The sequence below is a fragment of the Gimesia aquarii genome, assembly GCF_007748195.1.
GTDB lineage: Bacteria > Planctomycetota > Planctomycetia > Planctomycetales > Planctomycetaceae > Gimesia > Gimesia aquarii.
Map to the genome: position 1 here is coordinate 1,293,783 of NZ_CP037920.1, position 24,654 is coordinate 1,318,436.

Sequence of the window (24,654 nt, forward strand, 5' to 3'; positions counted from 1 at the left end):
AATCAAAAAGTAGCTTATACTTAGTTCTTATAATAAAAACATGGCTTTTGATCTATTGAATTATATTGTGGAATCTACCAGCCGAAGATGGTTTCTCTCGTTTAAAATATAGAAATATCCAGACAAAAAATGTCCGATCAACCATTCACTGTAATCGTCCCCTGCTATAACGAAGTGAAAGCACTTCCCGAGGCAATTGTTGACCTTCAAAAAATATTATCTGACATCGGACCACATGAATTAATTATCGTTGATGATGGTTCGACAGACGGAACAAGCGAAGCATTGGAATCACTTGAGAAATCCATTTCTGATTTGAAAGTTCTAAAACATGAGAAAAATCAGGGTTATGGTGCTTCTCTAAAGATGGGAGTCCGTCATGCGAGTCATGAATATATTGTGATCACGGACGCTGATGGAACTTATCCCAATGAACGGATCGGTGACTTGTTAGCCAACATGAAAGATTTTGACATGGTGGTTGGCTCTAGAACTGCTGCTGATGTCGAATATTCAACGCTGAGAAAAATTCCCAAATTTTTCTTGAGGCGCTATGCGTCGTGGATTGCTGGTCAAAACATTCCTGATTTAAATTCTGGTCTTCGCGTTTTCAAGCGCAGTTTGGCCAAAAAATATTTAAGCGTCTTACCTGATGGTTTTAGTTTTACGACAACGATTACGATGGCTCATCTCACGAATAATTACACGATTCATTATGAACCAATTGGATATTCCCAAAGAATCGGTAAATCAAAAATTCAACCAATTCGAGATACACTTCGGTTTTTGCAGTTAATCATTCGTCTGGGGGTCTATTTTGCTCCTCTTAAGATCTTTGGTCCGTTTGCAGCGATTCAAATTGTCGCCTTTATGATTTCGATTGCATACGACATTTTTATTTACAAAGACATTACGGACAAGTCCATCATTTTGCTGATGTTTGGAATGAACACCATTTTTTTCGCCCTGCTGGCGGATATGATCGATAAGCGAAGTCAGAGTTAGCTCTATGTCATAAGTATGGGACGCATGAATGAATAAACAATACAGAAAATTGGGCTAAAATGCCGACCGACGCGAATACGAATAGTGAAAACCAGAAAATCGAGAAACTGCCACTTGAGGCAGAACATCTTGAAGCACTTTCACGTATGCAATCACTGGCACCTTACTATCAATGGTCTATCGAACTTGTTGCTCCCTGGCTGGGAAAGCGAGTCTTAGATGCCGGTTGTGGAATTGGCAACGCAACGGAACTGTTAAGCTCATATGCAGAATACGTGCTGGCTGTCGATTTGAGTTCCAAAAATATGATGGTGCTGCAACATCGTTTTGCGGAATCTGAAAATGTTGAATGTGCACAGCTTGATCTTGATGAGGATCTGAAGGAAATCGCGGATAAGAAAATCGATACGATTGTGTGTTTTGATGTCTTGGAACACGTTGAAGACGATCAAGCTCTCTTAAGTCAGTTTTTTAAAATGATACAGCCGGGCGGATATTTATTGATCAAAGTTCCTGCCGGGCGCTGGCTTTTTGGAAGTATCGATGTTGCGTCAGGCCATTATCGTCGGTATGTCAAATCAGAGTTAAAACAAAAAGCAACTCAAGCGGGATGGCAGGTTGAAAGAATTCATTACATGAATATATTTGGCGTCGTGCCTTATTTTATCAAATGCCGCATCCTGAAAAAACAAGCTAGTTTTTCAGGTACCATGTCACCTCGACAATTGACTAGAATTAAGCGTATGCTTCCTGCTCTTAAAAAATTGGACGGATTGATAGGACCTCCCTTAGGTCAATCGTTAATATTGGTTGCACGCAAACCTCTCACATAACTTCTCTCTGATCTCTGTTTTTTAATGAACGACCCTGCACAATTAAGAAATCGGCTTCATACCAAACGTGTCCGGTATGCTATTCTTGTTCTTGTGAGTCTGATCACCAATATTTGTGTGGCGTTTGGGTTGTATCAGATCGGTCTTTCAGAATCGATTGCTTTTGCAGTTGCCTTATCGGTGGCCTTCATCCTTAATTTTTCAGGATGCCGTTGGTACGTTTTTTTATCTACCCAAGTGCCTTTAGGAATTCAATTTATTCAATATGCAATCACTAATGGCTCGTTTCGATTTCTTGAATATGTTAGTTTACTATTTCTGAGTACTCTGGGATTTGGTACCTACCATACAAGAGTCCTGCTTGTGCTTGCCACATCGTTTGTGATGAAATTCTTCGTCTATCGCAGGTTTGTTTTTCACAATCGCAAATGACCAGTCTTTCATTTCTGTACTGGCATTGATGAGGGTTGGATTAGCTTTGCATTCACTACATCGTCCCGATAAGATCGAGGTTTATCAACGAACAGTCACAAACGGCCTCTTTCACCCTGCCTTGTTATTGGAACTTCTCATGTTGCGAATCTCTTCTCAGATTATGTCCGTTGTTGTTTGTTTTACTTTATTGATTTCCAGTTATCCACACAGTGTTACTGCTGCGGAAACAAATATCGCTGCACAGGTTGGTACTCAAGGTGGTCTCGTTCTGCAAATTGGCTCAAAAGATGTTTCCGACGTCAGTGCGTTGGCAAAAACGGGACGTTATCTGGTACGTATTCTGGAAAAAGATACGAAAACGATTGAGGCGACACGCAAGGCGCTACACGATCAAGGGCTTTACGGGATGGTTTCTATCGATCAACTCAATCCCAACGGAAAACTTCCTTTTGCCGAAAACGTGGTTAATTTGATTCTGATCGAACAGACAACAGAGAACATCAAACCCGCCGAGTTCGCCAGGGTATTAACTCCTCAAGGTAAAATGTTAGTTGCAGAGTCGGTTCCTAAAGATTTTCTTAAACAGACCGGTTTAGACCATCTTCGCAAAATCAAATTGGGAAAGACATGGATGGTGGGGCAAAAACCATTTCCGGCTGATATGGATATCTGGTCGCATCCACGCCATGCCTCTGATGGGAATGCCGTTTCAAAAGATACTCAGGTTGGTCCACCACGGCGTGTGCGCTGGGTTGTGGGGGCACAGGCAGAAGTGCGTGGTATGGTGACAGCCGGTGGTAAGAACTATTATGCGGGTGTGCTGACACGTGACAGTTTCAATGGCCTGCGGTTGTGGGATCGCGATTTGCTTAAGCCCTCCGAAGAGGGAAAACTTGTGATGAAAAACTTATCACGGTCTGTGCCGAACCCTGTTGCCAGTGATGACTATCTATTTGCTGTCAGTAATAAAAAGCTGCTTTCTCTAGACTCCGACACAGGAGAAACCGTACACGAATTTGCAACCATGACAGAAGCCCGTCATCTGCTCTATAATGCGGGAATTCTGGTAGCCGTTTGTGATTCCTCTGTGGAAGCGTTCGATGCTGAGACCGCAAAAAAGTTATGGGAGTACCAATCGTCGGCACCGCGTTATGCCGTTATGGGAAAAAACGTGGTCGCTTTTCTACAGGGAAATGTCAAACGTGGTGAGAAAGTGACAGCCGTAGTCATTGATAATGATTCTGGAAAAGTCCGCTGGCAGAATTCCAGTTATCCCTGGCTGTCTCAGGTGACTCGCGCCGTTTATCATGGTGGCAAAATTGCTTATGAAGTCTCTACATTCAACGATAATGGTCCCGATAACGCCATTCACATTCTCTCCGCCGTTGATGGCAAGTCGATCCTGGACCATGTTTACCTGCCTGGTATGAATCATCGTCGGCAGGCACGAGCCATGTTTATTAACGAGAAACTCTGGGTACTACATGGCGGAAAAGATAAAGACAAAAAGCGATTACCAATTCAAGTTTCTTCCATCGATGTACTTTCCGGCAAAACCCTGAGCACGCATGACGCAGGCCTGGCACACTGTTTTCCACCTGTGGCAACGACAAATTATCTCTTCTCGGGTGAACTTGACCTGACTGACTTGCGTACCGGTGAAGTCGATGCCAACCGTATTACGAAAGCGAATTGTAGCGCAGACAGCGGCTGGATTCCTGCAAACGGGCTGATCTATCTCACTCCCAAACATTGCACCTGCTGGCCGATGCTACGTGGATATACCGCTCTCGCTCCCGAGCGCAAGGCAGGCGATATTGGCAAGCTGGACGTCAAAAAAATGGAATTTAAGCTCCAAAGTGGAGAGGATCCACCCACTTTTGTATCAAAGAAAAATGATGACTGGCCCGCTTATCGCAATGACCATTGGCGTTCCGCCAGCACCGCCGCAGCCGGGCCCACGGAATTGAAGACGCTCTGGACGACCGATCTTGGTAAAGCCACTGATTTGACTGGTCCGATTGTTGACGATTGGAACGAGAATCCGTTTATCAAAGGCCCCATTTCCAGTCCTGTGATTGCAGAAGGATTGGCGTATGTAGCCCATTCCGACACGCATACTGTGATCGCCATGGACGCTAATACGGGTGAAGTTCGCTGGCGGTTTACAGCAAATGGTCGGGTGGATACGGCACCCACCATTTATAATGGACTCTGCCTGTTTGGTTCTAAGAGTGGTTGGGTCTTCTGTTTGAATGCGAAAACGGGAAAACTTGTCTGGAAAATGCAGGCTGCTCCCGTTGATGAGCAAATCGTTGCCTACGGTCAACTGGAATCACCATGGCCTGTTGCCGGTTCGGTTCTCATTGTGAATGACACTGCTTACTTTGCAGCGGGCAGACAATCATTGGCCGATGGCGGAATTTTAATATTCGCCGTTGATCCGGCTTTTGGATATCTTCGCTGGGTAGAACGATTGAATACCGTTCCGCAAAAAGGTTTTTACAGAAACTCAGGGCTAGAGTTTGATAATTATGACCTGTTGAATCGTGAGGGTGATGGTGTGGCAATGTCACGCTGGGTTTTCGACAGCAAATCCGGAAAAATGTCGATCGAACCCTGGAGCGCGTTCTCTAAACTGAAAAATGGTGACAAAGCGGCGATGGTTCCCCGGGGTTCCTGGTCCTATCCTCCACGTCATCAAAGACGAATTAAATCATATACTGCCAAGCGTTCGCTCGTCAGTTTTCGCGAAAATGTTCTGATCGGTTCACTTCAGGGACGAAATACCATTTATCGCCGGGACTTTGATCTCGAAGGAGGAGAGAAATTCGATGAGAAGTGGATTACCGGTTGGGCCGCGGGTGCAGCATCGAGAAAGGGCGCAATGCCCTGGCGAAGTACTCGCTTGGCGGAGAAGGCAAAGTGGAAAACGAATGTATTCGATCCCGAGCAAAAACAGACGATTGACGCCCTTGTCTATGCAGGTGACAAAATTTATCTCGCAGGTTCACAAGGCGATCTGCAAATACGCTCTGTCGTTGATGGCAAGTTGATCAAATCAGCAAAACTTCCCCCTGTGATGTGGGATGGAATCGCGATTGCCAACCAGAAATTGTATTACGCCACACAGGATGGCCGTTTGATTTGTATCGGTTTATAATTTTTTTAGATTCGTTTCTAACATTACATTTTCATAATTCGAATTCAAAAATGATCACTGGAGGCAGTATGCGACGCGTTTTTCTGGCATATTTTATTACGTTATTCATCACTTTGATGATTTCATTTCCGACTTCTGCTGCGGATTTGAAGCTGGAAAAGATCGAGGGAGCGAAGCCGCTGAATGTTGTTTTCATTCTATCCGATGACCATCGCTACGACGTGATGAGTTTTCTAGGGCATCCGTGGGCGGAAACGCTGGCTATGGATGCAATGGCTAAAGATGGTGTTTATTTCAAAAATGCAATGGTTACGACATCGCTTTGTTCGCCTAGCCGTGCGTCAATTTTAACCGGTCAGTATATGCACAATCATGGTGTTGTCGATAACAATGTACTGACTAAACCCGGAACGATTTTCTTCCCGCAATACCTTCAGGAGGCAGGTTACCAGACCGCTTACTTTGGTAAGTGGCATATGGGTGGACATTCCGATGCACCGCGACCTGGCTTTGATAAATGGGTCTCGTTTCGTGGACAAGGTCATTACTATCCACCAAAACATCTAAAGAAATGGTCATTGAATATCGATGGAAAATCAGTCCCACAAAAAGGCTATATCACTGACGAACTGACCGACTATGCGATCAATTGGCTAAACAAAAGTGTTAAACAGAGCGATAAACCATTCTTCATGTATTTGTCGCATAAAGGCGTCCATGGAATGTTTCATCCCGCAGAGCGGCACGCCGGTCGCTACAAAGATAAACCATTGCCCGTACCAAAGACGATGGCGAACACTCCGGAGAACTATAAGAACAAACCTCTTTGGCTCAAGAATCAGCGCAATAGCTGGCATGGAGTTGATTTTGCCTATCATCAGGATACTGACATCGCGGAACATTATCGACTTTATTGCGAAGCACTACTGAGTGTTGATGATTCCATTGCCCGAGTACGAAAGTGGCTCGAAGAAAATGACCTCGCAGATAATACGCTGGTCCTGTACATGGGCGATAATGGATTTCAATGGGGAGAGCATGGTCTGATCGACAAACGAACGGCCTACAATGCCTCTGTCCGTGTACCGCTGTTAGGGGTCTGTCCGAAACTCTGGAAACCCGGCACGACAATCGAACAGGTTGTTGCCAATATCGACATCGGTCCCACAGTTCTCGAAGCCGCCGGAAGGAAAACAGCGTCCCAGATGGATGGTCAAAGCTTTCTACAACTTGCCGCCGGTAGTATGCAACCTTCCAAGTGGCGGAAGAACATCTTGTACGAATACTATTGGGAATACAATTTTCCGCACACGCCGACGACGTTTTCGCTACGTACAGACAGGTATAAGTTCATTCAATATCATGGCATCTGGGATATCGACGAACTTTACGATATGAAAAATGATCCGCATGAAAAACACAATTTGATTTTTGAAAAAGAGCATCAGCAACTCATCAAGAAGATGCGAGCAGACCTGCATCAGATTCTGATCAAAGCCGATGCCAACCGAGTTCCGTTCAGCCACAAACGCAGGATGGGAGCGAACCTGCGGCTCAAAAGCGGTTCAAAACCAGCTATCTTCCCACCTCAACTTTTGCGAGAAAAGAACGCGAAAGAATAATGATGGATACATGTTGACCATAAAAAAGCCCGTCGAACCTGAAGTTGACTTTTCAGGCTACGACGAGCTTTATGGAATACGGAGAGAACGGGATTCGAACCCGTGGAACCGTTTACACGGCTCACCGGTTTAGCAAACCGGCGCATTCGGCCTCTCTGCCATCTCTCCAAGTCTTAAGTGATCCACAGATTGAGTGGGTCATCAAGAACTCTTTATGCTGATTTTAGTAGGGAATGTCAACGTTTGAAGCTCTGATTATGCACAGACTTCGGTAAATTGGTTCCTTACCGGAAAGGGAGTGTATCAAACCAAAATCTCAGCTGCAATGGTTTCCTCATTTTGAATTCTGAATGTCTGAGACTAAACAGGTGAAACATTGAGATCACTGAAAAATTCGGGTGACTTTGTCTACTGTCTAATCACGTTTGGATAATAGATTTATTGTTATAAGTTGTTTTAAGAAAAATGCTTATGGCGAGATGAATTTTATGATTCCAAATAGGTTTTCAAAGCCTCTTTCCATTGAGGAAGTGAAAAACCACTGACCTCTTTGAACTCAGAACAATCCAGCACACTAAATCGGGGACGTTTGGCTGGCGTCTGATATTGTTCCGTTGTGATGGGGGTCGTTTTCACAGCCATTCCAGCGAAATCGAAGATGGTTTGCGCGAATTCGAACCAGGTGGTTTGACCCTCGTTAGTGACATGGTATAAGCCAAAGCGATCAGTCTGAATTAGATCTTTGATTGCCTTTGATAAATCTTGCGTGGACGTGGGGGTACAGTACTGGTCGTTAACGATAGTGAGTTCATCTCGTTCCTGACCCAGGCGTAACATGGTTTCGACGAAATTGCCATTTCCAGATCTACCTGCTGTTCCGTAGAGCCCGCACGTACGGATCACAAAATGTTGAGAGCAAATTGCACGTACAAAATATTCACCCGCTAATTTACTTTGTCCATAGACGCTTATGGGACCGGGCAGATCCGTTTCACGATATGCTGACTTGCGTGTTGAATCGAGCCCAAAGACATAATCAGTGCTGATATGCACTAACCGGATCTTGTGTTTCTGACAATACAATGCCAGATTACGTGGACCCAGTGCATTTGTGGCAAATGCCACTTCCGGAGTTGATTCTGCCTGATCGACTTTATTATAGGCGGCCGTATTGATTATCAGTTCCGGCTGACTCTCTGTAAGGGCGGATTCCACACTGTCAGCATCTTCGATTGTTAACTGTTGATGTGTCAGACCTGTGAGTTGATGTCTATCTGAGCTCAGAGTTGACATCAGATCGCATCCCAGTTGTCCTTGAGAGCCGATGACAGTGATGCGCATTTGCTATGAACCCGAATGAAAGTAATAAATTGAACCAAGATCTTGTTCTGCTCTCGCACAAAGGTAATCGCTGAAAGTGATCAGGGGGACGTTGTCTCTTACAGAATTGGTTTTAGCGGTTGGTCTTTTCAGAATCAACAGCGAATCCAATTGGTTTTGGGGGCGGGATATACGCATTCAATCTATGTCTCTTCTCATTCAGAGTTTTAAACAATTTATCTGTGACACTTACCTGTGATTCAAGTAATAGATACCGAGTGTTTTAAGGGTAAATGTGTACCTTTAGTAGGTATGATCAAAAAACAAACCCTCTTATTTCATCAGTGTTTGCGCGTACTTGTCTATATAAAAATATGTTTTTGAACACAGCAATTTATGAAGCGAACTGAGACATTTCTAGTCGAATCATGGGCTGAAATATTTTGATAATATTAACATAATAATCATTTTGTTTTTGACACGTTAATGTTCAGTAAATATCATAAGTTTGTTAATTAAATTAATATCTAACCTTAATTAATTGAGCGTTCGAATATGCCCCCGTGGTATTTCATACGGCTTTCTAAGCTTTAGATTCTCGTGGTGATGTATTACTTCCGGCTGATGGGTTGGAATTTTTAAATTCTGTTTCATAACTTTCTACCACAGGAGAAGACCATGAAAAGTAACCGTCGTGGATTTACGCTCATTGAACTGTTAGTGGTGATTGCAATCATCGCAATTCTGATCGCTTTACTGCTTCCGGCTGTTCAGCAGGCGCGTGAAGCAGCCAGACGCAGCACTTGTAAAAATAATTTGAAGCAAATGGGATTAGCCTTACATAATTACCATGATACACATCGTGTTTTTCCAGCTTCCGTTTATAACAAAGGAGTTTGTGGCACCGCCTATACTGCGCCTGGACATGGTAACTGTCTGGTGATGAATACAAACGGTTTGCTGATGCTACTTCCCTTTATTGATCAAACTGCCCTCTACAACCAATACAACTTTAACTCTGCGATGGGAGAAGCAGTTGCTTCAACACCAGGCTACTCGGCACAAACGGGGCCTTCGGGTAGTTGTTCACAAACTGTCTTAGGTAACCCGGCCACTAATGGAAACGGCGCACTTCATCAAACAAAAATCGACGTTTTGCATTGTCCTTCGCAACCTAAGACCGAGGAGCTTACAGCAGACACTCCGACGTACAGAGCTGCCAGTGGCGTAGTCGGTCGAAAGACCAACTACGATTTCATTGTGTATGCGAACTACAGACATGCAAATTGCAATGATTGGCGAACTTCAGCTTTGACTGCGTTCACGAATCGTAGAATGTTTGGTGACAACAGCTATTGTTCTCTTGCTGATATCATCGATGGGTCGAGTAATACCCTGGCGATGGGTGAAACAAAATACGATGTTTACAATGGAAGTGCTGCACCTTGGGGTTACAGGGGGTGGTTACAGGCTGGTATTGATCCCCATTTCGGAATTAACAACCATATTTATTCTGGAGTCGATAGATCACCAAAACTCGCCAGTTGGAGTTACGCGGGAAGCTACCACGAAGGGGGAGCACATTTTCTGCTGGGAGATGGCGCTGTTCGTTTCCTGAGTGAGAATCTGGACCGGACGCTGGTCCTAAATCTAGCCCGCATTTCGGATGGGCAGGTTGTAGGCGAGTTTTAAACCTAAGTCCTTCAGGAAGTGCGAATAGAAGGCAACAACACTGAGTGCTTTACTTTCCGCCGGATCAATTTCAGATTGATCCGGCGAAGGTTAGCTTTGTGATTTTAACATTTCATGAAATTCCGAATCACCGTTTCACCTCTACTTATTCAAGTGCACCATCAAAAAGAGATTTATCAAATGTATATTAATCAACTTATCTGGATCGTAATTTTGAGTTTCATTACTTTCACCGGTTGTAGCGGTGGACAGGATATCGCAAAGTTCAAGGAAGGTCTTGTCCCAGTAAAGGGGATCATCAACATTGATGATCAACCGGTGGAAGGGACTCAAATTACTTTCACACCCGAAGAGGCTGGGGCTGCGCGGTTTGCGATTGGGGTTACCGACGAGACAGGAAAGTATCAAATGATGTCACCACCAGGAGGCCCCAATATAAAGCCTGAAGATTTTCCAGGTGTCAAACCAGGTAAATATCGTGTTACATTCAGTCGCTTTTTACTGGAAGATGGTTCGGTATGGGATTCTCGGAATTCGGAAGAGGGGCCCATGAATGTTGGTGCCAAAGAAACGATTCCTGTGAAGTTCACTAATGCAAATACAACATCATTTACGGCGGATATCAGCCCGACTGGGAATGAAGCTTTAGATTTCAGAGTAAAATCAATGGCGAAACGTTAAGTATATCGCAGAATCTCAATCAGCGAGTTCAATTGGTAAAAGACTAATTTTCATCGGTGGAAGATGTTGAAAGCGGGGCCACGAAGTGAACCTGCTTGACGATTTCTTTGAAACCAAGTGATGTATAAAGGTGGTTGCCAATTGCGTTTTGTTCCAGTGTTTCGATTTTCGCAAGCGAAAGATTTAACTTGCGAAAATGATCGAGCGCGAATTCAAGCAGCTTGCGTCCCATGCCCTGCCCGCGGCATTCGGGGACAAAGGCCATATTAGGAATATAGCCAATGCTCTCTTCGGGGTCATGCCACGTCGAGATATATCCGACGATTTTCCCTTCCAATTCTGCAACAAAGATGCCTTCCGGCTCGCGGCAGGCGTCTGCTTCCACATGCCGTGCTTTTCGCCATTTCCAGTCATGGTCGTTAATGATTCCAAATTCATTTTCAATACCATGATCTATGGAAACACCTTGAAACGCTTCCACGGTGATTTCTTTCAATACCGCGAGATCATCTGGATGGTAGGGGCGAATTTTCATGGCAGTAAATCAATTGTGATTGCTGGAGGGAAACATCGGATGAGACTGACGAGCGAACCGGCTGTATGCTATGATGTTTGCATGGAAAAATAAAGTAGTGTTAACAAAACCTGCTTTAGAGCGGTTTTGAATTAATATAAGTGTATGTTGATGGGAGGGTGGATGGCTGAATCACCAATTTACACCGCCGAACAATTTTTAGAAGCCCGGCTCGAATTACCTGATGCAGGTCGCTGGACCGAGCTCGACCAGGGAAAAATTGTAACGCTGGACCCTCCCGATATTGAACATGGGACTATTGTTCTTAATTTGTCGAAAGTGCTCTCTCTCTATTTGCATCAAGTCGATCAAGGGTACGCTTGTTTTGAGTTAGGACTGCTGGTCAATCGCGGACCCGATACGGTGCGTTTTCCACCGGCTGCTATTTTTAACAGTGGGAATCGATTTGAAGAGACTGACAAAGCCATTTCAGAGCGAAAACCCACGGCGATTGTGGAAATTGCATCAACTAATCAGCGGCGTCAGTTAATGAGTGACCATGTCAATGACTATGTTCAATGGGGTGTTGACCTGATTTGGGTGATCGATCCCCCCAAGCAGGAAGTTCTCGAATATGTGGCTGGAAGTGAGAGCCAGGTGATTGATATTAATGGAAAAATGACTGGAGGCACAGTATTGCCTGGATTTGCTATGAAGGTACAGGACTTGTTTGCAGAACCAGTATGGTGGTAATTTATTGTTTTCGTAATTTTTAATCGTAATTTTAAATTCATCACATGGTTGCTGAGAAATGGTTGCTCGTTTCAGTTGTGTTTGATGAAAAGAAATCAAGGAAACTTCAGGGATGTCTGATTTACATTTTAATGTCGCAGTGATCGGAACAGGCCCCGGCGGCGAAGGGGCGGCGATGCAAGCCATCAAACAGAACAAATCTGTGATCGCCATTGAGAAATTTTATGAAATTGGTGGGAATTGCACACATACCGCAACGATTCCCAGTAAGGCACTCCGGTATGCCATTCTGCGGATGTCGGAAGTCAATAACTACATGCGTCAGATGAGTCGTCCCGGCATGACGATTGACTTAGAGTTTCCGGAACTTCGAAAGTCTGCAGCCTCGGTGATTCAAAAGCAGGTTGCCATGCGACGTACGTTTTATGAGCGGAATGGTGTGGAACTGGTTGAAGGGGCTGCCCGGTTTGTAGACCCACATCGCATTCGCATCGATACACCCAATGGTCTGACTGAAGAGATCACGTTTGATTATGCTGTCATCGCCACTGGTTCTCGACCTTATCGGCCCGATGATATTGATTTCAGTCATCCTCGTGTCTTTTGTAGCGATACGATTCTCAATCTCGATTTCACACCACGCTCCATCACAGTCTACGGAGCCGGGGTGATTGGTTGTGAGTATGCTTCAATGCTGCGAACGATGGGTATGAAAGTCAATTTGGTTAATACTCGCGATTCCCTCCTGGATTTTTTAGATGATGAAATCAGTGATGCGCTAAGTTATCACATGCGCGAAAGCGGCGTCTTACTGCGACATCGTGAATATTATGAATCGATTGCAGGAACCAACGATGGTGTGATTACGGCACTTCAATCGGGTAAGAAACTGAAGACGGATATTTTGCTGTTTGCCGCAGGTCGGACTGGAAACTCGGAAGATCTGGGATTAGACACGTTAGACATCGAACCAAACTCCCGTGGACAGATTGAAGTGAATGATGATTTTCAAACGAATTTGCCACACATCTATGCTGTAGGAGATATCATCGGTTATCCCTCACTTGCCAGTGCCGCGTATGTGCAGGGACGCTACGCTGCCAGCCATCTGGATAATGGTGAATGCGAACGCGCTCTCATTCGCGATATTCCGACAGGTATTTATACCAGCCCCGAAATCAGTTCACTGGGAAAGACCGAGCGAGAATTGACAGAGTCAAAAATTCCTTACGAAGTAGGACATTCCATGTTCAAGCATCTGGCACGAGCTCAGATTGTGAACTGTCCGACAGGAATGTTGAAGCTATTATTTCATCGCGATACGCTGGAGATTCTGGGAATTCATTGTTTTGGACCGAATGCTTCCGAAATTATTCACATCGGTCAGGCGATTATGTCGCAACCGGGTGAAGCGAATACACTGTTATATTTCATCAATACGACATTTAATTATCCCACAATGGCAGAAGCATATCGCGTGGCTGCATTGAATGGTTATAATCGATTGTTCTAATAAAATTTTATTAGATCGGTGAAAATGCACATGTTTGAGCTGCCGTGATCCCGTATTTGGATCGAGGCTAGTAAAAGGCTTTAGGAGAGGGATTGGAATGCATTTCCGAGAAATCTTTCGTAAGCGTCTTTTCTGGGCCTTTGCATTATTCTTTCTGCTGTTTGCAGGGCTTATGTTTCTGATCACCCGGGTACAAAAAGCCCAACAAGCCGCATACGATTCAATGGTGATGGGGCAACTAAGCTATCTTTCTATCTCAGCCATGAATTACAAAGATCTAAAAGGAAGTTCAGTTTTTAACGATGCCCAGAAGCAGGGAGTGAGCTGGCGAGTTTTGCTTGCTGAAGCATTGGGTAAAGAACTATTGGATGGGGTTCAGGGGAGTGGTAATGATCGTACTACTCCTAATTTTCTTCGAGACCGTGAGAAACCCGGATTGTTGCGATTGTTGACTGGAAGTTCTTCTTCTGTTCGCCTCACAAGTTTTCGGGCTGTGAAATTGAATGCGGAAAGTAATCAAGGAGACCACGATGAGTCGACATGGATGTTTGCTTATTTACCGATGAAACAAGATCATTGGCTCTCAACTACAGTAATCCCTCAAGCGCAACTCGAAGAATTAATCATGCTTGATAACGGGCAGACTATTTTATGTAAGATACCTGAAGAACGTATGTCAATGCGAGGGGCTCAGTTTTTAAATCGTGTTCAAGCAGATGCATCAATCAAGTAAGTCAAAAATCATACTGTTTGCATTTAATTTCTTTTGAAGAACCTCTCAAACGACATATAATCGACAATTTCTGAAGATGTGCACTTAATTAAAAACTCAGGAGAGCTAATTAATGAGCCGTTCGATCATTGGTATATTGTTTTTTCTATTCGTGGCAATCGGTTTGGATACAGATGATTGCCAAGCAGAAACAGAACGGCTGAATGTTCTGTTCATCGCCGTCGATGATTTGAATGACTGGATTAGTTGTCTGGGAGGTCACCCCGATTGCAAAACTCCCAATATTGATCGTCTGGCTGCCCGAGGGACCTTGTTTACGAATGCGCATTGTGCCGCACCTGCGTGCAATCCTTCACGGGTTGCTCTCATGACGGGAATTCGTCCCTCTAATTCGGGTGTCTATTTGAACTCGCAACCCTGGCGACCAGTCATGCAGAAAGCAGTGACTCTGCCCCAGCATTTTCGTAAACATGGTTATCATGCCATTGGATCAGGGAAAATATTTCATGGTCGATATACCGATCCAGACTCGTGGGATGACTATTTAAAACAGACCGGTGATCCCAAACCAACGGCAGCCGTTTTGAACGATCCGCATAGTCGTGCGGGGTCAATCATCTGGGGGGTGCTCGATGTCAAAGATCAGGAAATGAGCGATTTCAAAATGGCTAATTACGCCATCGACTATCTTGGCAAAAAACATGAGAAACCATTCTTTCTGGCGTGTGGCATCTATCGGCCGCATATGCCCTGGCAGGTACCTCGCAAATATTACGATATGTATCCTCTAGATCAAATTCAACTTCCCAAGGTGCTGGAAAACGATCTGAAAGATATCCCTGATGCGGGTGTGCGAATGGCTAAACCGGGTGGTGATCATGCCAGGATTTTGAAAACTGAAAACTGGCGTCATGCTGTGCAGGCATATTTAGCGAGTATGGCCTTTGCTGATGTGCAGGTGGGGCGTGTTCTGGATGCATTGGATGCCAGCCCTCATGCGAAAAATACGATTGTGATTCTATGGGGAGATCATGGCTGGCATTTAGGGGAAAAGCATCATTGGCGTAAGTTTTCACTCTGGGAAGAAGCCACCCGTGCGCCCTTGATGATGTTCGTACCGGGAGTCACTAAGGCAGGATCGCGTTGCGGACAGGCCATTGATTTCATGAACATTTATCCGACACTTTGTGAATTATGTTCGCTTCCTGTAGGAGAACATCTGGATGGCATCAGTTTGGTGCCTTTATTGAAAGATCCTGCCAAGACGTGGGATCGTCCGGCGTTAACGACACATGGACGACTTAATCACTCCGTGCGTAGTAATCGATATCGTTTGATCCGCTACAAAGATGGAAGTGAAGAACTCTATGACCACAGCAAAGATCCGATGGAATGGAAGAATCTCGCTGACGACCCCGCATATGCAGAAGTCAAACAACAGCTTGCCCAAGGATTCCCCCGCAAAAACGCAGCCGATGCACCACACGATCAATCTCGCAGAGGTAAACAGAAGAAGAACCAGAAAAGGAAAGTGAAAAATAAAAAGAACAAATCTAAAAACCAGTAATGCTGAGTACATTGAAATCGAGGACAGTGACTATTCTTTTTTCTTGGCTTGTGACTTTTCAATCATCGTGGCGAGTTCATCGACTGTCACGATGGCGTCTTTGTCTTGATCTGCTTTAAAGAAGAGAGGAAGTTCGCGCAGTGGAACTTCAGACTGTTCCAATTTGCCATTGGAATTTTTATCGCGGCGGCGAACAAGTTTAAAGGCGACGGACTTGAATTCACTTTCGACTGTTGCATTTTCGATAGGAATCGCCACGTTGAAATACCCGATCATCATTTCGTTCCAGGTTTGATCGCCCCAGGAAACTGCTTCATTCGGGTTCGGATTCGAGAGATTACTGTCTGAATTGTTAAAGTGTGCTACACAGTGGATGTAATCACCAACTTCAAGTGGAATTGGTTTCTCAATTTTATAAGCTGTTTGCCAGTTGAAGTCGAAGGCAGGAATGTCAATCAATACTTCGCCGGGCTGATCAGGAGTTTTTCGGAGCTCATAACGAAACGACTTTCCCCGCAGGTGCATGTGCGGCATAAAACCCAGGAGCAGCGCATTACGATCATTGGCAGGAGAGGTTCCTTCAATTTTAAAATGATCATCATTGGCGGGAATCGAAAATTTGCGACGCACAAATTGTTCATTAATCACTTGTGCCGTCACGACTTGATGTGTGACCTTGGATTTGTCAGTAAAGACCAGACCAACTTTACTGCGATCTAATTGTTCGGTACCAATGGGTGTGTAATGCATCTGAAAAACCAGTTTGGATCCCGCGGGTACTTTTTTAGCCATACCTTTGGGTAGCATGACTTCTCGGGAACCGGGAACATAGCCAACGAGGAACTGGTCACCTTCGCCAAAGACACGTACGCGTTTACCTTTTGGGGCGCGGGCGAATACGAGAATATGGTGTACGACAGCGCGATTGCCGGGCAACGCTTCTGCACCTGACAACCATTTATCTTCCGTAAACCCAGGATCAACGGTGAAGTATTTATATTTCACACCCCGCTTACCTGCCTGTGCAGGAACGGTAAACGGCTTATCATTCATATAAAATACAGCATCTGGTTTTTTAGGAAGCTTCCAGCCCGTGACAAATGTCTGTGGTGCAGGTAAGTTTTTCGGATTCCCTTCGGGAGAACCATGTTCGACCCATTGATAGATGAGTTCTTTTTCTGCTTTACTCAAACTGCGATCATTCGCGAATGTGCCATGTTTCGGACTTGCATGCCAGGGAGGCATTCTCTGATCACGAACGACCTCTGCAATGGTTTCCGACCAGCCAGCGACTTCCTGATAATCAGTGAGCTCAAAAGGGGCAATTTCACCTGCGCGATGGCACTCCACGCAATGTTTCTGAAAGATACGGGCAATTTGATTCGAATAAGTGACTTTGCTGTTGGCATCCGGTTCTCGAACGCGCCCAATAAAACAGCCAACAGGTTCCGTTGATGCCACACTGACGGGTTTCCCTGCGAGTAACTCAGTCAGCGCCTGCTTCAGATCTTCGCGTTTCGGTTCATCTCTGATGTAACCAACACCATACTGGTCATCAACTCGACCGTGATATCGGATTTTGCGGTCTTGGTCGAGGACAAATATTTCGGGTGTCCGTTTTGCACCGATTTGATCCGCGACACGGTTACCAGCGTCTTTCAGTACAGAGTATGTAATTTTATGTTTCCGCGCATAGGCGGCAATTTCCGTGAGCGAATCCTGCTGGTTGGACATGATGGCGATGAACGTGACGCCTTGTTTAGAATAAGCAGCGGAGAGTTTTTGTAACCGACCACCGTAAAGTTTCGCTAGTGGGCATTCTGTTCCCATAAAGGCGATCACGACGAGTTTCTGGTCTTTCGTGTCACTCAGTTGAACGGTTTTACCTCGAAAATCCTTGAGACTAAAGTTCTCTACTTTTTTCCCGAGAAGAGAATCAGTTGATTCGGCCAATACGGTTCCTGTGAACAGAATGGCTGACATGAAACCCAGAATTAGATAACAGAAGCGTTGCATTCGACCTTGAACTCCTCTTTCAACTCATATTTAATGACATTCTCTCATTTTATGTCGAAACGGTTTCTCCACACTAGAGGAAAGTACCCTAGTAGTAGTACCTATGTTTCAAGTTTCATATAAAATTTAAAAAGAACTACACATGGGCGAAAGCTTATGTGTTCAGAGGTAAGTGTGCACCAGTGATCGTGGGATTGGGGACAGATATTATTGAGATTTCACGTATCGGTCAAATGATTGAGCGTCATGGCGATACATTTCTCAATCGGGTGTTCACTGAGGTCGAAAACGAATACTGTGGCTCCAAGAAAAATAAAGAGCAACATTATGCGGGACGCTGGGCTGCGAAAGAAGCTGTGATGAAGACGCTGGGAACCGGCTTCATTAAGGGGATTGGCTGGAAAGAAATCGAAGTCATTAATCTGAAAAGTGGCAAACCAACGATCGTCATTTCAGGGGGCGTAGAACGTCAAGCCGAGGAAATGGGGGTCGATGAAATTCTAATTACGATCTCACATAGTCGTGAATTTGCGACCGCTACCGCCATCGCTCTGGGCAAGATGAATTAAATCTCACCTGTTGAGATTAGATTTGTTCGGGGTCGAGGAATTTTTCAATCACGGGAAGTTGATGTCGTTCCAGATGATCGATCAACGTTTCGGCAGTTTCATTGGCAATGATCAATTCCCGGTATTTGGGTTTTATAAATTCCGTTTCGATACAATGTTCGACCATAGTTAATAAAGGGTCATAGAAGCCAGCAATATTGAGTATGCCCATCGGTTTAGAATAAATTCCCAATTGCACCCAGGAAACCACTTCGAACAGTTCTTCCAATGTACCAAAGCCACCAGGCATGGCAATGAAGGCGTCTGAGCACTCTGACATCTTCGCTTTGCGGGTGTGCATGTCTTCGACAACCAACATTTCTTCCACGCCTGGATGAAGTAGTTCTTTAGTTGCCAGTTGTCGGGGAATCACGCCAATCACCTTGCCACCGGATTCCAGAACGGCATCGGCAATCACGCCCATTAAACCAATACTCCCCCCTCCGTAGACCAGCGTGATGTTTCGCTGTGCCATGCTGCGACCCAGTTCGATCGCTGCCTGCTGATACAGCTGGTCATTCCCCGATTTTGAACCACAAAAGACACAGATGCTTTTCAGCGTGCTCATGCTCCGGTTCCATCGGCTGACTGGTCATTCTCGGCCTGAGGTTCTTCGTTCTCCTGATCATCGCCCGTTTTTCCCTCAGGCGCGTTTTCCACAAAGGTACCTGGTTTAATCTGAGGTCCACGTTGGTGTTCTTGCAGAATTGACTGAAGCTGCTCCATATCCATCACTTCACATTCCAGTAACTCTCTGGTGAGATGTTCTAATAACTCACGGCGTTCGTCCAGAATTTCATAAGCGGTTTTGGAGCATTGATCTATAATGCGTCTGATTTCCAGGTCGATCTCACGTAAAGTATTTTCACTGTGTACGCTTTCCGCTGATGACTGTGAATCTCCGAGGAACGGGGATCGACGGGTTTCGCTATAATGCACGCGGCCCAATTTGGGGCTCATTCCAAACTCCGTCACCATACGACGGGCCATATCTGTGGCGCGTTGTAAATCGTTCTGGGCTCCTGTGGAGGTTTCTTCATAAATAATTTCTTCCGCGGCAATACCACCCAAAAGCACGCAAATACGGCTTTCCAGTTCACTTTGCGTGACAAGCTGCTTCTCCTCTTCAGGGCGCTGTAATGTATAACCCAGTGCACCCAAACCACGGGGGACAATGGAAATTTTGTGAACCGGATCAACGTTTGGTAACGAACAGGCAACCAGAGCATGTCCACATTCGTGATAGGCAACACGGTTTTTCTCATCTTCGTGAATCAATCTGGTTGATTTCTCCAGACCGGCCACGACTCGTTCGACTCCTTCTTCACATTCGAGCATCGAGACGGCGTCTTTGTTGTTTCGGGCAGCCAGCAACGCTGCTTCGTTGATGAGATTAGCGAGGTCTGCGCCCACGAAGCCAGGTGTGATTTTGGCAATGTGTTGCAGGTTAACCGTTTCATCCATTTTCACTTTGACACTGTGAACTTTAAGAATGGCTTCGCGACCTCGCACATCGGGCCGATCGACGAGTACATGTCGATCAAATCGACCCGGACGCATTAAGGCGGGATCTAATGTTTCCGGACGGTTGGTGGCGCCCATGACGATAACACTCTGATCGGAACCAAACCCGTCCATTTCAACTAATAGCGCATTGAGTGTTTGTTCTCGTTCATCATGGCCTCCCGGCATTCCACTGCCACGTGTTTTGCCGAGCGCGTCTAACTCGTCAATGAAAATAATGGCCGGTGATTTCTGAGCGGCTTGCTGGAACATGTCTCGCACGCGGGCAGCGCCCACACCCACAAACATTTCCACAAAGTCAGAACCTGACAAGCCAAAAAAGGGAACACCCGCTTCGCCGGCAACCGCTTTGGCAAGCATGGTCTTACCAGTACCGGGGGGCCCGACTAATAAAACTCCTTTGGGAATCCGCCCACCGAGTGCCTGATACTTGGCAGGTGTTTTTAAAAACTCTACGACTTCACGCAGTTCTTCGACAGCTTCCTCGATGCCAGCGACATCATTAAAGGTGACTTCGATGTCTTCCTGTGCATACATGCGGCCACGGCTGCGGCCGAAGGACATCGGAGAACCAGCGCCACCCATACGTCGAAACAGATAGATCACAAAAATTAAAAGTACGATGGGAAAGAATAAAACCGCGATCAGCGATTCCCATTCTGATGGACGGCTTTCAGAATCGACAATGATATTCTTGGCTTCGAGTTTCGATTGCAGTTGGGCACGGACTTCGGAAGGAATCCCCCAGACAGGAATGTAAAACTTCTTTGTGGTTTCCGGTAATGAACCTTTATCAGGAGACTCTGGTTTAGGCTGATCCTGAAATACGATATAGTCACTGCCGAATTTCAATTCATGAACGTTGGTCTTGTTATATTTGCCATCGTCAAGCCCTTTGACGAAGTCTCCAAATTTGATTTTATCTCCTTTCGTGTTATTCGAAACCACCGAAAGGGTAATCACCAGAATCAATCCACCTACAACCAGATACCAGAGCACATTATTTTTGGCCCCTTTGGGTTCAGGTCGGCGACCATCACCTTTAGGAGGCTGGTCAGATGAGGAAGGACGTTCTTTTCTGTTCTGATTGTCGGAATCCATGTTTGGCATAGAAAAAATTCTTTTCTGAGTAGTGCGTTCGTCTAGTGATTTATCTTAAATACGCACGTAACAAAAAGTTAGGTAACGAAATCCCTGGAAAGAAATCGTATCTGAAGCAGCACGATTCTTCACATGGAATGCATCTTAGCTTTATAGTTAATGTATGTCGTTTCGCCAGAGGGGTCAATCACACGTTTTTACGAGAAATCCAGGTTCAGCTCAAATCACTATCTGAAAAGGGCCTCTTGAGTGAGGAATGCCCCTTGTCATGTTTAATTATTACGCCTAAAATGCGGATTCGTTGGTGGTTAGGCAAAATATCGAACCGAAGAATGTCTTTTTTCCGCTCTCTAATAAAATCGATGAAACAGTCAATTTAACCGACTGAAGATGAGAAAACAGGGTCGAATGAAGCGAATAGCCGTTCTTGGGTCTACCGGTTCGATTGGTACGAATACTCTCGATGTCATTGCCTCCCATACACAGGAAATGCAATTGACGGCGATTACTGCCCATAGCAGTTGGGAGCAGTTAGCTAAGCAGTCCCAACAATTTCACCCACGGTGGACTGTAATCAGCGATTCCGAGTTGAGTTCGGTTGTGACGCGAGATTCTTTTTCTAATGCAACCGAAGTTCTATTCGGTGCTGATGAGATCGAACGAGTCTCATCTTCAGATGACGTGGATATTGTGATCTGTGGAATTGTGGGAGCGGCTGGTTTAAGAGGAGCCTGGGCAGCAGTCGAGGCGGGTAAAACCGTAGGTATTGCGAATAAAGAGACATTAGTGGTTGCAGGACCATTGATTATGGAGCTTGCGAGACAAAATCAGGCGACGTTAATACCAGTAGATAGTGAACATAATGCAATTTTCCAGGCGTTGCAGGCAGGAAATCCTAAAGATGTGAAACGAGTGGTTTTGACAGCCAGTGGGGGCCCTTTTCGAGGGGCGACTCCAGCGGAGCTAAAAGAAGTCACGCCTGAAAAAGCGCTCGCGCATCCTACCTGGAATATGGGGCCGAAAATCAGTGTCGATTCTGCGACTATGATGAACAAAGCTTTGGAGATTATTGAGGCAAAATGGCTATTTAATCTGTCAGCAGACCAGATTTCAGTTGTTGTTCACCCTCAATCGGTTGTGCATTCGATGGTGGAATTTGTGGATGGTTCGGTGATCGCTCAGCTCTCGCCACCTGATATGAGGCTTCCCATTCAGTACGCACTTACGTATCCTGATAGGAGAGAAGGCTTAAATATTCCGATGGACTGGAGTCAGTCTTTTGAACTAACCTTTGAACCACCCGACATGGAAGCGTTTCCTGCATTGCAACTCGGATACGAAGTTGCTGAAAAGGGGGGAACCTGTGGTGCGGTATTAAATGCGGCTAATGAAGCGGCGGTTGAACGTTTTTTGGCGGGTGAGTTGCGTTTTTGCAACATTGCGATCTCTTGCCAAAAAGTTTTAGAGTCCCATCAATTCGATCCCAATCCAACTCTGGAAGAACTGTTTCTGCTGGATGAGTGGGCTCGCAAGGAGATAAAAAAGTGGAAGTAGAGCTAAGCAGCCTGTTGTTAGGAACATTTACAAGCAAAATTATCAACATCGCCATGGTTGCTTTGGGGCTGGGTCTGGTGATTTTCTTTCACGAGTTAGGGCACTTCGCCGTTGCCAAGTGGTGCAATGTAAAAGTCGAGCGGTTCAGTATTGGCTTTGGACCGATTATTTACAGCTTCAAATATGGCGAGACCGAGTATGCGCTGTCCATTATTCCTTTTGGTGGGTATGTCAAAATGCTGGGTCAGGACGATGTTGATCCGAGCCAGTTAACAAGTGAAGAAATTGCCCTCGATCCTCGTTCGTATTCCGCCAAGCCTGTTTATCAAAGGATGGGGATCATTTCGGCGGGTGTCATCATGAATATTGTAACTGGGATGTTGTTCTTTGCATTCGCCTTTAGGATGGGGGTGGAATCAATGCCAAGCGTTATCGGCGCTGCCATTCCTGGAATGCCTGCCTGGGAATCGGGGATTCAGCCAGGAGATGTCATCGAAGAAATTGATGGTAAAAAAACGAGTTCTTACATGGATATCATCCGTAGTAGTGCGTTTAGCGATGGAGATATCACAATGGCGGGCACGCACCTGGATGGTCAAAAGTTTGATATCAAAATTACTCCGGATCAAACGGGAACACGGCCACAAATTGGTACGATTCCTTCTAATAGTCTGCGTATTCCTGTCTTTCAGGACCCGGCACAAAATGTGGCCAGTAAAGGGACCGCAGCTGCGAAAGCAGAACCGGGTTTCTTAGGAGGTGATACCTTCAAAACCATTGATGGCAAAGCGATTAAAAACTATGCCGAAATTCAAAGGACTTTTGCAGCAAAGAGCAATCAGACATTAAAAATTGGTGTCAATCGGAAAGGAACGCCGCCCACAGAGATTGTTGAAATTTCGGTTGGAAATAATCCTTTTCGTACATTAGGACTCCAGATGGATATTGGACCGATTGAATCGATCCAACAGGGGTCACCTGCGGAACGGGCTGGCTTGAAAGTGGGGGACAAGATCACACACATTGATAATCAAGATGTCGGACAAGCTTTGAACCCATTGAAGTTGCCCAATTATTTTTCAGGCAAAGTAGGTGAAACCATTCCGATCGTTGTGAAGCGGCAAGAAGCCGGGAGTGATCCTACCGAAGTGAACTTGAATGTTGTTCCCATCGATAATCCTGCCTGGCTCGAACATCCTTATAAAACGGATACACCATTAGCCGTTGGATCGATTGGAATTGCATTTCATGTGATTCCAACGGTTTTGAAAGTAGAAGAAGGTAGCCCCGCTGCTAAAGCAGGAATCAAGGTGAATGAGCGGATCAAAAAGATCAAAATCATGCTACCTGGCAAAGACACAGCCGCTGATTGGAATAATATTCCGGAAGTGACTTATGAATTCGATGATAAAGACAAAAAAATGAACTGGGCCAGTGCGTTCTGGGAGATGCAGGTGCGTCCGGGCTGGCCTGTGGAATTGACTGTCAGTAATAAACGTCAACTACGTGAAGTCAAAATGACGCCCTGGGTCAATCCCAATCAAGAAAAGGGAGAACAATGGTCATTGCCTGTTCGAGGAATCAGGTTAGAGTTATTGCGGGAAACACAAAAGGCCGACAGCATGGGACAGGCGCTGGGAATGGGAGTCAGATACACTTCGAATTCAGCCAAAGATATTTATCTGACCTTAAAAAGTTTGTTTACCGGGCGCGTTTCACCTCTGGAATTGAGTGGGCCTGTCACGATTGCGACTGTTGCCTATGAAGTTGCCCATCAGGGGTACTCTGAATTGCTATTATTCCTCGGTTTTCTGAGTGTCAATCTTGCGGTTTTGAACTTTTTGCCGATTCCTGTCCTGGATGGCGGACACATGGTGTTCCTGTGCTGGGAAGGGATTACTCGCAAGCGTCCCAATGAAAAAGTACTGGCCGCAGCCACTTATGTCGGAATGATTTTTGTGTTAGGTCTGATGCTGTTTGTACTTTATCTAGACATTTTCCTGCGAGCTTTATCTTGATT

The 24,654-nt window shown here is 45.4% G+C and carries 19 protein-coding genes and 1 tRNA gene; 14 read left to right on the forward strand and 6 right to left on the reverse strand.

Features of this window, described 5'->3' with window-relative positions; translation table 11 throughout:
- Positions 1-129 precede the first annotated feature (129 nt).
- The 5 genes from V144x_RS05340 to V144x_RS05360 all read left to right on the forward strand — a co-directional run bounded on the left by V144x_RS05340 (position 130) and on the right by V144x_RS05360 (position 7,058).
- A complete protein-coding gene (locus V144x_RS05340) occupies positions 130-1,005 on the forward strand; it encodes a glycosyltransferase family 2 protein (protein ID WP_144982472.1) in 876 nt (291 codons plus the stop codon).
- A gap of 59 nt (positions 1,006-1,064) precedes the next feature.
- On the forward strand, positions 1,065-1,838 hold the full coding sequence (locus V144x_RS05345; protein WP_144982475.1) for a class I SAM-dependent methyltransferase: 774 nt from the start codon (positions 1,065-1,067) through the stop codon (positions 1,836-1,838).
- Between the two features lie 24 nt (positions 1,839-1,862).
- Positions 1,863-2,270 carry a GtrA family protein gene (locus V144x_RS28980; protein WP_144982478.1) on the forward strand — a complete coding sequence of 136 codons (408 nt, stop codon included), beginning with the start codon at positions 1,863-1,865 and terminating at the stop codon, positions 2,268-2,270.
- Between the two features lie 28 nt (positions 2,271-2,298).
- The gene (locus V144x_RS05355) at positions 2,299-5,436 is read left to right on the forward strand and encodes an outer membrane protein assembly factor BamB family protein (RefSeq protein ID WP_144982481.1); all 3,138 of its coding nucleotides are present in this window, start codon (positions 2,299-2,301) and stop codon (positions 5,434-5,436) included.
- Positions 5,437-5,504: 68 nt separating this feature from the next.
- Positions 5,505-7,058 (forward strand): sulfatase family protein, encoded by a 1,554-nt coding sequence (locus tag V144x_RS05360; RefSeq protein ID WP_144982484.1) that lies wholly within the window; start codon positions 5,505-5,507, stop codon positions 7,056-7,058.
- 79 nt (positions 7,059-7,137) lie between these two features.
- Here the strand turns inward: V144x_RS05360 and V144x_RS05365 are convergent.
- Together V144x_RS05365 and rfbD are read right to left on the reverse strand one after the other, a co-directional pair.
- Positions 7,138-7,226, reverse strand: a tRNA-Ser gene (locus V144x_RS05365).
- Positions 7,227-7,544: 318 nt separating this feature from the next.
- On the reverse strand, positions 7,545-8,399 hold the full coding sequence (rfbD, locus tag V144x_RS05370; RefSeq protein WP_144982487.1) for a dTDP-4-dehydrorhamnose reductase: 855 nt from the start codon (positions 8,397-8,399) through the stop codon (positions 7,545-7,547).
- Positions 8,400-9,056: 657 nt separating this feature from the next.
- Between rfbD and V144x_RS05375 the strand changes: the two genes are divergently transcribed.
- Both V144x_RS05375 and V144x_RS05380 read left to right on the forward strand, forming a co-directional pair.
- Positions 9,057-10,070: a DUF1559 domain-containing protein gene (locus tag V144x_RS05375; protein WP_144982490.1), complete on the forward strand. Its 1,014-nt coding sequence runs from the start codon at positions 9,057-9,059 to the stop codon at positions 10,068-10,070.
- Between the two features lie 180 nt (positions 10,071-10,250).
- Positions 10,251-10,751: a carboxypeptidase-like regulatory domain-containing protein gene (locus V144x_RS05380; protein WP_144982493.1), complete on the forward strand. Its 501-nt coding sequence runs from the start codon at positions 10,251-10,253 to the stop codon at positions 10,749-10,751.
- A 43-nt stretch (positions 10,752-10,794) separates the two neighbouring features.
- Here the strand turns inward: V144x_RS05380 and V144x_RS05385 are convergent, their stop codons facing one another.
- On the reverse strand, positions 10,795-11,286 hold the full coding sequence (locus V144x_RS05385) for a GNAT family N-acetyltransferase (RefSeq protein ID WP_144982496.1): 492 nt from the start codon (positions 11,284-11,286) through the stop codon (positions 10,795-10,797).
- 162 nt (positions 11,287-11,448) lie between these two features.
- Here V144x_RS05385 and V144x_RS05390 point away from each other — a divergent pair, with 162 nt between their 5' ends.
- The 4 genes from V144x_RS05390 (at position 11,449) to V144x_RS05405 (ending at position 15,831) form a co-directional block, all read left to right on the forward strand.
- Entirely contained in the window at positions 11,449-12,018 is a 570-nt protein-coding gene (locus V144x_RS05390) for a Uma2 family endonuclease (protein ID WP_197998770.1), read from the forward strand.
- A 112-nt stretch (positions 12,019-12,130) separates the two neighbouring features.
- Positions 12,131-13,531, forward strand: coding sequence for a Si-specific NAD(P)(+) transhydrogenase (gene sthA / locus V144x_RS05395; protein WP_144982503.1), 1,401 nt, complete (start codon positions 12,131-12,133; stop codon positions 13,529-13,531).
- Positions 13,532-13,628: 97 nt separating this feature from the next.
- Positions 13,629-14,264, forward strand: coding sequence for a hypothetical protein (locus tag V144x_RS05400; RefSeq protein WP_144982506.1), 636 nt, complete (start codon positions 13,629-13,631; stop codon positions 14,262-14,264).
- A gap of 112 nt (positions 14,265-14,376) precedes the next feature.
- The gene (locus tag V144x_RS05405) at positions 14,377-15,831 is read left to right on the forward strand and encodes a sulfatase (protein ID WP_144982509.1); all 1,455 of its coding nucleotides are present in this window, start codon (positions 14,377-14,379) and stop codon (positions 15,829-15,831) included.
- 30 nt (positions 15,832-15,861) lie between these two features.
- Here the strand turns inward: V144x_RS05405 and V144x_RS05410 are convergent, their stop codons facing one another.
- Positions 15,862-17,847, reverse strand: a complete 1,986-nt coding sequence (locus V144x_RS05410) for a redoxin domain-containing protein (RefSeq protein ID WP_232102719.1) — start codon at positions 17,845-17,847, stop codon at positions 15,862-15,864.
- A gap of 158 nt (positions 17,848-18,005) precedes the next feature.
- On the opposite strand from V144x_RS05410, the gene acpS reads away from it, so the two are divergent.
- On the forward strand, positions 18,006-18,416 hold the full coding sequence (gene acpS / locus V144x_RS05415) for a holo-ACP synthase (RefSeq protein ID WP_232102720.1): 411 nt from the start codon (positions 18,006-18,008) through the stop codon (positions 18,414-18,416).
- Positions 18,417-18,432: 16 nt separating this feature from the next.
- Here acpS and V144x_RS05420 read toward each other — a convergent pair whose 3' ends face one another.
- Together V144x_RS05420 and ftsH are read right to left on the reverse strand one after the other, a co-directional pair.
- The gene (locus tag V144x_RS05420) at positions 18,433-19,023 is read right to left on the reverse strand and encodes an LOG family protein (protein ID WP_144982512.1); all 591 of its coding nucleotides are present in this window, start codon (positions 19,021-19,023) and stop codon (positions 18,433-18,435) included.
- Positions 19,020-21,089 (reverse strand): ATP-dependent zinc metalloprotease FtsH, encoded by a 2,070-nt coding sequence (gene ftsH / locus V144x_RS05425; RefSeq protein WP_232102721.1) that lies wholly within the window; start codon positions 21,087-21,089, stop codon positions 19,020-19,022. The genes V144x_RS05420 and ftsH overlap by 4 nt, the downstream gene beginning before the upstream one ends.
- A gap of 399 nt (positions 21,090-21,488) precedes the next feature.
- Here ftsH and V144x_RS05430 point away from each other — a divergent pair, with 399 nt between their 5' ends.
- Together V144x_RS05430 and rseP are read left to right on the forward strand one after the other, a co-directional pair.
- The gene (locus tag V144x_RS05430) at positions 21,489-22,634 is read left to right on the forward strand and encodes a 1-deoxy-D-xylulose-5-phosphate reductoisomerase (RefSeq protein ID WP_232102722.1); all 1,146 of its coding nucleotides are present in this window, start codon (positions 21,489-21,491) and stop codon (positions 22,632-22,634) included.
- Positions 22,625-24,652 carry an RIP metalloprotease RseP gene (gene rseP / locus V144x_RS05435; RefSeq protein ID WP_144982518.1) on the forward strand — a complete coding sequence of 676 codons (2,028 nt, stop codon included), beginning with the start codon at positions 22,625-22,627 and terminating at the stop codon, positions 24,650-24,652. The genes V144x_RS05430 and rseP overlap by 10 nt, the downstream gene beginning before the upstream one ends.
- The last annotated feature ends 2 nt before the right edge of the window (positions 24,653-24,654 follow it).

Bases quoted from the DNA above. Each gene is read 5' to 3' on its own strand.
- V144x_RS05340 (WP_144982472.1), top strand. From the start codon at position 130: ATGTCCGATCAACCATTCACTGTAATCGTCCCCTGCTATAACGAAGTG.
- V144x_RS05345 (WP_144982475.1), top strand. From the start codon at position 1,065: ATGCCGACCGACGCGAATACGAATAGTGAAAACCAGAAAATCGAGAAA.
- V144x_RS28980 (WP_144982478.1), top strand. From the start codon at position 1,863: ATGAACGACCCTGCACAATTAAGAAATCGGCTTCATACCAAACGTGTC.
- V144x_RS05355 (WP_144982481.1), top strand. From the start codon at position 2,299: ATGAGGGTTGGATTAGCTTTGCATTCACTACATCGTCCCGATAAGATC.
- V144x_RS05360 (WP_144982484.1), top strand. From the start codon at position 5,505: ATGCGACGCGTTTTTCTGGCATATTTTATTACGTTATTCATCACTTTG.
- rfbD (WP_144982487.1), bottom strand. From the start codon at position 8,399: ATGCGCATCACTGTCATCGGCTCTCAAGGACAACTGGGATGCGATCTG.
- V144x_RS05375 (WP_144982490.1), top strand. From the start codon at position 9,057: ATGAAAAGTAACCGTCGTGGATTTACGCTCATTGAACTGTTAGTGGTG.
- V144x_RS05380 (WP_144982493.1), top strand. From the start codon at position 10,251: ATGTATATTAATCAACTTATCTGGATCGTAATTTTGAGTTTCATTACT.
- V144x_RS05385 (WP_144982496.1), bottom strand. From the start codon at position 11,286: ATGAAAATTCGCCCCTACCATCCAGATGATCTCGCGGTATTGAAAGAA.
- V144x_RS05390 (WP_197998770.1), top strand. From the start codon at position 11,449: ATGGCTGAATCACCAATTTACACCGCCGAACAATTTTTAGAAGCCCGG.
- sthA (WP_144982503.1), top strand. From the start codon at position 12,131: ATGTCTGATTTACATTTTAATGTCGCAGTGATCGGAACAGGCCCCGGC.
- V144x_RS05400 (WP_144982506.1), top strand. From the start codon at position 13,629: ATGCATTTCCGAGAAATCTTTCGTAAGCGTCTTTTCTGGGCCTTTGCA.
- V144x_RS05405 (WP_144982509.1), top strand. From the start codon at position 14,377: ATGAGCCGTTCGATCATTGGTATATTGTTTTTTCTATTCGTGGCAATC.
- V144x_RS05410 (WP_232102719.1), bottom strand. From the start codon at position 17,847: ATGCAACGCTTCTGTTATCTAATTCTGGGTTTCATGTCAGCCATTCTG.
- V144x_RS05420 (WP_144982512.1), bottom strand. From the start codon at position 19,023: ATGAGCACGCTGAAAAGCATCTGTGTCTTTTGTGGTTCAAAATCGGGG.
- ftsH (WP_232102721.1), bottom strand. From the start codon at position 21,089: ATGCCAAACATGGATTCCGACAATCAGAACAGAAAAGAACGTCCTTCC.
- V144x_RS05430 (WP_232102722.1), top strand. From the start codon at position 21,489: ATGAAGCGAATAGCCGTTCTTGGGTCTACCGGTTCGATTGGTACGAAT.